Source organism: Streptomyces sp. ISL-11, assembly GCF_018614525.1.
Lineage (GTDB): Bacteria > Actinomycetota > Actinomycetes > Streptomycetales > Streptomycetaceae > Streptomyces.
The window spans coordinates 39,149-46,641 of the sequence record NZ_JAGGOL010000050.1 but is presented as its reverse complement, the minus strand read 5'-3'; the positions used below and the strand labels follow the sequence as shown (position 1 = coordinate 46,641).

Sequence of the window (7,493 nt, the reverse complement as noted above, 5' to 3'; positions counted from 1 at the left end):
ACGAGTCGCCGTATGCCGCCTGCCGGCGGGAAGTCCTGGAGGAGCTGGGCATCTCTCCCGTGATCGGCGCCCTCCTGGTCGTGGACTGGGCACCGAACGCCCAGGAGGGCGACAAAGTGCTCTATGTCTTCGACGGCGGCCTGCTCCAGCAAGGCGACTGGCACGCGATCGAGATCGCCTCGGACGAACTGCTGACAGCCAAGTTCCAACCGCCGGAAGCCCTCGACGAACTGTTGATTCCGAGATTGGCCCGCCGCGTGAAACAGGCGATCACAGCGCGGGAACAGGCACACCCGCAGTACTTGGAGCACGGCGCGCCGATGCCGATCGGCGCTCCGGCAACCTGATACGGGTGCGCCCCCGGATCTCCAACGAGACCGGGGGCGCATCCGTATGCCTTACCTAGGCAGCAACAGCCACTACCTGCGGCTCGGCGTCGAGCTTCGAGCCGTCGGCCGTGTCGTACGCCTCGCGGTCCAGGATCCTCTCCCGGGCGGAGACCAGGATCGGGACGACCGACTGTCCGGCCACGTTGGTGGCGGTTCTCATCATGTCCACGATCGGGTCGATGGCCAGCAGCAGGCCCACGCCCGCCATCGGCAGGCCCAGCGTCGAGAGCGTCAGGGTCAGCATCACCGTGGCGCCGGTCAGGCCGGCGGTGGCGGCGGAGCCGATGACCGAGACGAAGGCGATCAGGACGTAGTCGCGGATCTCCAGCTGCACGTCGAAGACCTGCGCGACGAAGATCGCGGCGATCGCCGGGTAGATCGAGGCGCAGCCGTCCATCTTGGTCGTCGAGCCGAACGGCACCGCGAAGGACGCGTACTCCTTGGGCACGCCCAGGCGCTCGGTGACCTTCTGCGTCAGCGGCATCGTGCCGACGGAGGAGCGGGAGACGAAGGCCAGCTGAATGGCGGGCCAGGCGCCCTTGAAGAACTGGAGCGGGTTCACCTTGGCGACGGTCGCCAGCAGCAGCGGGTAGACGCCGAAGAGGATGATCGCGCAGCCGACGTAGATGTCGGCGGTGAACGTCGCGTACTTGCCGATCAGGTTCCAGCCATATGTGGCGATGGCCGTGCCGACCAGGCCCAGACTGCCCAGCGGGGCGAGCCGGATGACCCACCACAGGACCTTCTGCAGCAGTTCCAGCGCGGACTGGCTGAGGTCGAGGACCGGCTTGGCCTTCGGGCCGAGCTGGAGGATGGCGATGCCCGCGGCGGCGGCCATGAAGACGATCTGCAGGACGTTCAACTCGGTGAACGGCGTGATGACGTCCTTCGGGATGATCCCGGTCAGGAAGTCGAGCCACGAGCCGTGCTTCTTGGGCTCGGCGCCGTCGGCGGGGGTCAGGCCCGTACCGGCACCGGGGTCGGTGAGCAGGCCGATCGCGAGGCCGATGACGACCGCGATCAGAGACGTGATCATGAACCACATCAGGGTGCGGGACGCCAGCCGGGCGGCGTTGGAGACGTTCCGCAGATTGGTGATCGACACCAGGATGGCGAAGAACACCAGCGGGGCGATCACCACCATCAGCAGCTGGACGAAGATGTCGCCGATCTTGCCGAGGGTGACCTCCAGCCAGTGGATGTCACCGCTCTTGGCGGCCCAGCCGAGCAGCGCGCCGAGCACGAGGCCGAGCAGGATCTGGGCCCAGAACGGGACCTTGGGTATGCGCCCGAACAGGGACGCACGGGAGGGCGTGGGTGTCGATGACAACGGAAACTCCGGGGACAGAAGTCAGATAACGGGCGTACAGGCGCCGTGGAGGTCCGTATGCACAGGATCTCCGGCCGCGGCGACATCGGTCAGCGGCGGCAACAAGCCGCGGAGACACAGCGGCAAAGATCGACGTGCAGGCGCGCCACGAGCACACGGCTCCTGGGGGATCGCTGCGCTGCTGCTGTCTTCATGTCCAATACGTTAACACTCGAACTTTGAGCCTCTCAAAGCCCTTCTTTGAGTCCTTGTCATGTCGAAGCCGCGCCGAAGCCACGCCGAAGTGGGGCGCGAAGCCCGAAAAATGCGCAATGCCCCACCCTCGGAGCGACCGCTCCGAGGGTGGGGCATTGCGAAAGACTGTGACGAGGGTTACACCCCGTCCTCCTGGCCGGCGTTCGCCGCCATCCGCTCCTTGGCGCGGTCGACGCGCGCCACGATCTGCTCGGACATCGCGTCGCGCTGCTTGCGCAGCAGCACCCAGCTGAGCGGCGCGGAGAGGACGAGCGCGAGCAGCACCATCCACACCAGGTTCGAACTGCCCACGCCCAGCGGGATGACGTGCGCGGAGCAGAGCCCCCAGACGACGGCGAAGCAGGCGATGAGCAGGCCGACGCGCAGAGCGGTGTAGCGGAGCGAGGCGAACTTCTGGCTACTCACGGACAGGACCTTCTTCTCAACGGCAACCGAAAGGGTCGCTTCCAGTCAAGCACGACCCGGAAGCGGATCTCCGCAAGGGGTCATACCCGCATCGGCTGCGGCGACTCGCGCAGCGAGGCGTCCGGGCCGGGGTACTCGCGGATGACCTCGTAGCGCGTGTTGCGCTCCACCGGGCGGAAGCCCGCCTCGCGGATGAGGTCGAGCAGGTCGTCGCGGCCGAGCTTGTTCGGCGTGCCGTAGTTGTCCGCGTCATGGGTGATCTTGTACTCGACCACCGAGCCGTCCATGTCGTCCGCGCCGTGCTGGAGGGCGAGCTGCGCGGTCTGGACGCCGTGCATCACCCAGAAGACCTTGACGTGCTGGACGTTGTCGAAGAGCAGGCGCGAGACCGCGAAGGTCTTCAGTGCCTCGGCGCCCGTCGCCATGGAGGTCCGCGCCTGGAGGCGGTTGCGGATCTTGCCGTCCTTCATGTCCACGAAGTCGTGCTGGTAGCGCAGCGGGATGAAGACGTGGAAGCCGCCGGTCTCGTCCTGGAGCTCACGCAGCCGCAGCACGTGGTCCACGCGGTGACGCGGCTCCTCGATGTGCCCGTAGAGCATCGTCGCGGGGCCCTTGAGGCCCTTGGAGTGCGCGAGGCGGTGGATGCGCGACCAGTCCTCCCAGTGGGTGTCGTGGTCGACGATGTGCTGCCGGACCTCCCAGTCGAAGATCTCCGCGCCGCCGCCGGTCAGGGACTCCAGACCGGCGTCGATCAGCTCGTCGAGGATCTCGGAGGCGGGCATGCCCGAGATCTTCTCGAAGTGCTGGATCTCGGTGGCGGTGAACGCCTTCAGGGAGACGTTCGGCAGGGCCTCCTTGAGCGCCTTCAGCGAGCGCGGGTAGTAGCGCCACGGAAGGGTCGGGTGGAGGCCGTTGACGATGTGCAGCTCGGTGAGGTTCTCGTTCTCCATCGCCTTGGCGAGGCGGACGGCCTCCTCGATGCGCATCGTGTACGCGTCCTTCTCGCCCGGCTTGCGCTGGAACGAGCAGTACGCGCACGACGCCGTGCACACGTTCGTCATGTTGAGGTGACGGTTGACGTTGAAGTGGACGACGTCGCCGTTCTTCCGCGTACGGACGTGGTGCGCGAGCCCGCCCAGCCAGGCCAGGTCGTCGGACTCGTAGAGGGCGATGCCGTCCTCACGGGTCAGCCGCTCCCCGGCGTGGACCTTCTCCTCCAGCTCACGCTTGAGCCCAGCGTCCATGGCGTCCGCCTCTCCCATACATCCGCTTCTGCGACTTGTCGAGCCTACTCCCCCGCATTTCGCGCGGGAGCGGCCCCCATGCGCAACGGCCCGCCGGCGGACGCCGCCGTCACTGTGCCTCTTCCGGCAGCTCCCCGACCCGGTTCTCCCACTTCGTCGACAGCACGATCGTCGTCCGCGTACGGCTGACGCCCTTGGTCCCCGACAGCCGGCGGATCGTCCGCTCCAGGCCGTCCACGTCGCCGACGCGCACCTTGAGCATGTACGAGTCGTCGCCCGCGATGAACCAGCAGTCCTCGATCTCCTCCAGGTCCCGCAGCCGCCGCGCCACGTCCTCGTGGTCGGCGGCGTCCGAGAGCTGGATGCCGATCAGCGCCGTGACGCCGAGGCCGAGCGAGGCGGCGTCGACGGTCGCGCGGTAGCCGGTGATGACACCGGCCGCCTCCAGCCGGTTGATCCGGTCCGTGACGCTGGGTCCCGAGAGGCCCACGAGCCGGCCCAGTTCCGCGTACGAGGCCCGGCCGTTCTCCCGGAGGGCCTGGATGAGCTGCCTGTCCACCGCGTCCATAACCTGGCACCTTTCAATAATCAGCGAACTCGTCGCTTTGCATGTAGAATCTAAGGCATACAGGGGTTCACGACCTGTGAATCTCTCGACAGATCCCTAGATCAACGACGATCCTTCAGGAGTGATCTTCCCGTGTACACGATCGAGATGGCCTACGCCCGTATGCGCGAGCTGCAGGACCTGGCCAACCGCTCGCGTGCCCACCGGCCCACCGCCGAGCGTCGCGCCGAGGACCGCGCGAGCCGCGCGGCGCACGCCGAGAAGCGCTGAGCCCTCACCCCGGAGAGCGGGCCTGACCCAGCTCTCCCTTCCACCGGCGGTACAGCTGGTGCGGCACACCGGCCGCGTCCAGCACCCGCCCCGCGACGAAATCCACCAGATCCTGGATATGCGTCGCACCCGCGTAGAACGCCGGAGAGGCGGGCAGCACCACGGCGCCCGCCTCATCGAGCGCCACCAGCTGCTTGAGCGTCGAGCCGCTCAGCGGCGTCTCCCGCACCGCGACGACCAGCGGACGCCGCTCCTTGAGCGTCACGCTCGCCACCCGCTGCAGCAGGTCCTTCGACAGCCCCAGCGCCACCCCGGCCACGCACGCCGTGCTCGCCGGGACGATGAGCATCCCCTTGACGGGGTACGAGCCGGACGACGGTCCCGCCGCGAGGTCCCCGGCCGCCCAGTACTTGACGTCCGACACGTCGGCCTCGAAGGAGTGCGGCTTGCCGTCGGCGCCCAGTTCCAGCCAGCCACGCAGATCCTCCCGCCAGTGGGCGTCCCGGAACCCGATGCCGGTCTCATCCAGCAGCGTCAGCCGCGACGCCCGGCTCACCACCAGGTCCACGGCCTCCCCCGCGGCGAGCAGCCCCCGCACGACGGCGGCGGCGTACGGCGTACCGGACGCGCCGGACACACCGACCACCCATGGCCGGCGTTCCTGACGTTGCGTTACGTGTTCGTACGGCTCCACGGCACCGAGCCTAGCCGCAGCCGCCGGGCGCTCCCCGCCGCCCACCGGGGCCGACATCCTGACGGAAAACTCCTTTGACATGATTATTCGGACTGGATTTCAGTTGTCTTGTACAGGACCAACCACGTGTACGGGACCAACCCATCGGGGAGCTCATCATCAATCGGAAGCGCAAGGCCCTCGCCGCCGTCGGCTGCCTGGCCGTCATCACCGCGGCGACCGCCGCCTGCGACCCCACCGAGTCGCTCAGTGCGGACGTCAAGGTGAAGCAGGCGTTCGACAAGCTGGGCAAGCAGAAGTCGGTGTCCGCCGAGATCGGCTTCGACGCGAACGCGGACAAGATCTTCACCGCTCTGCGGGGCGAGGACGACTTCACCCGTGAAGACGCCGGCGTGCTCTCCGACCTGAGGCTCTCCTACGCCCTCAGCTCCGACAAGCCGCTCAAGGACGTCGAGGAGGACGACGACAAGACGGCGGGCTCGGTGCAGGTCTCCAAGCGCGACGGCAAGCCGCTGTTCGAGATCCGCGCGATGGGTGCCGACAAGCTCTACGCGCGCGGTGACCTCAAGAGCGTCCTGGAGCTCGCGGACAAGGCCGACAAGGGCGGCAAGGGCAAGAGCGGCAAGTCCGCGTCCGGCCGCGAGGCCCTGGACCAGCTGGCCAAGAAGGCCGACTCGCTGCCGTCCTCCATGGACGCGGTCAAGGGCGCCCTGAAGGGCGAGTGGATCCTGCTCGACCCCAAGTCCTTCGAGGAGTTCAGCAAGTCCAAGGGCGGTGCCAAGGGCAGCGACAAGAAGCTGGACCCCAAGGCGCAGAAGCAGCTCTTCGACAGCCTGGAGAAGGCGCTCGGCGACAACGCCACCTTCAAGGACGCGGGCAAGAAGAACGGTGCCGACCACGTGAAGGTCACCGTTCCGGCGAAGAAGTTCGCCCAGGACCTCAAGGAGGGCCTCAAGCCGCTCAAGGACAAGCTGGGCGACAAGGCCGGCAAGCTCGACGGCCTGGACAAGGTCAAGGACAAGGACCTCACGGTCGACGTGGCCGTCAAGGACGGCATGGTCTCCGGCCTGACCCTCGACATCGCGCAGCTCAGCGAGAAGATCAAGGGCGAGCTGCCGCTGACCCTGGCCATCAAGGGCGGCTCCGGGAAGATAACGGCGCCCGCCGGCGCCAAGGAGCTCAAGCCGCAGGACCTGCTCGGCGCGGCCATGTTCATGTTCCGCGACAAGATGCCGGGCATGGGCAAGGGCGGCGGCATGGACAGCGGTGTGAACAGCGGCGCGGACCAGAGCCCGTTCGGCGGTCCGGACATGGACTTCGACCTCTGATCCGCTGACCCGCGCGGTCCCGTACACACGAGAGGGCGGCCCACCACCATGGTGGGGCCGCCCTCTCGCGTACGTCCGGACCGGCTACCAGCCGAGGCCCTGGCTGACGAGGTCCATCAGCGCGAAGATGAAGAGGCTGATCCCGATCACGCCGTTGACGGTGAAGAAGGCCCGGTTCAGCCGCGACAGGTCGTGCGGGCGCACGATCGTGTGCTCGTAGGCGAACGCCACCACGACCACCACCAGCCCGGCCCAGAAGAACGGCCCCGCGTCCGTGGCCAGCGCGAACCACACCAGCAGGCCCGTCGTGATCACGTGGCAGACCCGCGCGCCGTACAGCGCGGCCGGGACGCCGAAGCGGGCCGGGGTGGACTTCACGCCGTGGGCGCGGTCGGCCATCACGTCCTGGCAGGCGAAGATCAGGTCGAAGCCGCCGATCCAGACGCCCACCGCCAGGCCGAGGACCACCGCGTGCCAGGACCACTCGCCCGTCACCGCGAGCCACGCACCGACCGGGCCCATCGCCTGGGCCAGCCCGAGGATGGCGTGCGGGAAGTTGGTGAACCGTTTCCCGTACGGGTAGACCACCATCGGGATCACGGCGATCGGCGCGAGCGCCAGGCACAGTGGGTTCAGCAGCGCGGCGGCGCCGAGGAAGGCGACGACGGCCATCAGCGCGCCCGTCCAGGCCGACCGCACGGACACCGCGCCCGTGACCAGCTCGCGCCCCGCGGTGCGCGGGTTACGGGCGTCGATCTCGCGGTCGATGATGCGGTTGCAGGCCATCGCGAAGGTCCGCAGGCCGACCATGGCGACGGTCACCAGGACCAGCCGCAGCCAGTGGACGTTCCCGTAGGTGCGGTACATCGCGGTGAGGGTGGCGATGTAGGCGAAGGGCAGCGCGAAGACCGAGTGCTCGATCATCACCACCCGCAGGAATCCCTTGATCCTGCCGGTGCCGGGCGCGGGGCCGGGGCCGAGGACCCCTTCGGCGGTCGAGGTCACAGCCC

At 68.1% G+C, this 7,493-nt stretch carries 9 protein-coding genes; 3 read left to right on the top strand and 6 right to left on the bottom strand.

Going from position 1 to position 7,493, the window contains the following annotated elements; genetic code table 11:
* The coding region (locus J7E86_RS12715) for an NUDIX domain-containing protein (protein WP_215081721.1) at positions 1-347 on the top strand (347 nt) is incomplete at its 5' end.
* 55 nt (positions 348-402) lie between these two features.
* On the opposite strand, the gene J7E86_RS12710 is transcribed toward J7E86_RS12715, so the two are convergent.
* From J7E86_RS12710 to J7E86_RS12695, 4 genes are all read right to left on the bottom strand, one after another.
* The gene (locus J7E86_RS12710; RefSeq protein ID WP_215081720.1) at positions 403-1,719 is read right to left on the bottom strand and encodes a dicarboxylate/amino acid:cation symporter; all 1,317 of its coding nucleotides are present in this window, start codon (positions 1,717-1,719) and stop codon (positions 403-405) included.
* A 372-nt stretch (positions 1,720-2,091) separates the two neighbouring features.
* On the bottom strand, positions 2,092-2,379 hold the full coding sequence (locus J7E86_RS12705) for a DUF4229 domain-containing protein (protein WP_215081719.1): 288 nt from the start codon (positions 2,377-2,379) through the stop codon (positions 2,092-2,094).
* 80 nt (positions 2,380-2,459) lie between these two features.
* Complete coding sequence (gene mqnE, locus J7E86_RS12700; protein WP_215081718.1) at positions 2,460-3,623, bottom strand: aminofutalosine synthase MqnE; 1,164 nt, start codon at positions 3,621-3,623, stop codon at positions 2,460-2,462.
* 109 nt (positions 3,624-3,732) lie between these two features.
* Positions 3,733-4,191: an Lrp/AsnC family transcriptional regulator gene (locus tag J7E86_RS12695; RefSeq protein WP_215081717.1), complete on the bottom strand. Its 459-nt coding sequence runs from the start codon at positions 4,189-4,191 to the stop codon at positions 3,733-3,735.
* Positions 4,192-4,323: 132 nt separating this feature from the next.
* On the opposite strand from J7E86_RS12695, the gene J7E86_RS12690 reads away from it, so the two are divergent.
* Positions 4,324-4,461, top strand: a complete 138-nt coding sequence (locus tag J7E86_RS12690; protein ID WP_215081727.1) for a hypothetical protein — start codon at positions 4,324-4,326, stop codon at positions 4,459-4,461.
* Between the two features lie 4 nt (positions 4,462-4,465).
* Here J7E86_RS12690 and J7E86_RS12685 read toward each other — a convergent pair whose 3' ends face one another.
* A complete protein-coding gene (locus J7E86_RS12685; protein WP_308312571.1) occupies positions 4,466-5,155 on the bottom strand; it encodes a UbiX family flavin prenyltransferase in 690 nt (229 codons plus the stop codon).
* A 263-nt stretch (positions 5,156-5,418) separates the two neighbouring features.
* Between J7E86_RS12685 and J7E86_RS12680 the strand changes: the two genes are divergently transcribed.
* The gene (locus tag J7E86_RS12680) at positions 5,419-6,483 is read left to right on the top strand and encodes a hypothetical protein (RefSeq protein WP_215081716.1); all 1,065 of its coding nucleotides are present in this window, start codon (positions 5,419-5,421) and stop codon (positions 6,481-6,483) included.
* Between the two features lie 84 nt (positions 6,484-6,567).
* Here the strand turns inward: J7E86_RS12680 and mqnP are convergent, their stop codons facing one another.
* Entirely contained in the window at positions 6,568-7,488 is a 921-nt protein-coding gene (gene mqnP / locus J7E86_RS12675) for a menaquinone biosynthesis prenyltransferase MqnP (protein ID WP_215081715.1), read from the bottom strand.
* Positions 7,489-7,493 lie beyond the last annotated feature (5 nt).

Bases quoted from the DNA above. Each gene is read 5' to 3' on its own strand.
- mqnE (WP_215081718.1), bottom strand. From the start codon at position 3,623: ATGGACGCTGGGCTCAAGCGTGAGCTGGAGGAGAAGGTCCACGCCGGG.
- J7E86_RS12695 (WP_215081717.1), bottom strand. From the start codon at position 4,191: ATGGACGCGGTGGACAGGCAGCTCATCCAGGCCCTCCGGGAGAACGGC.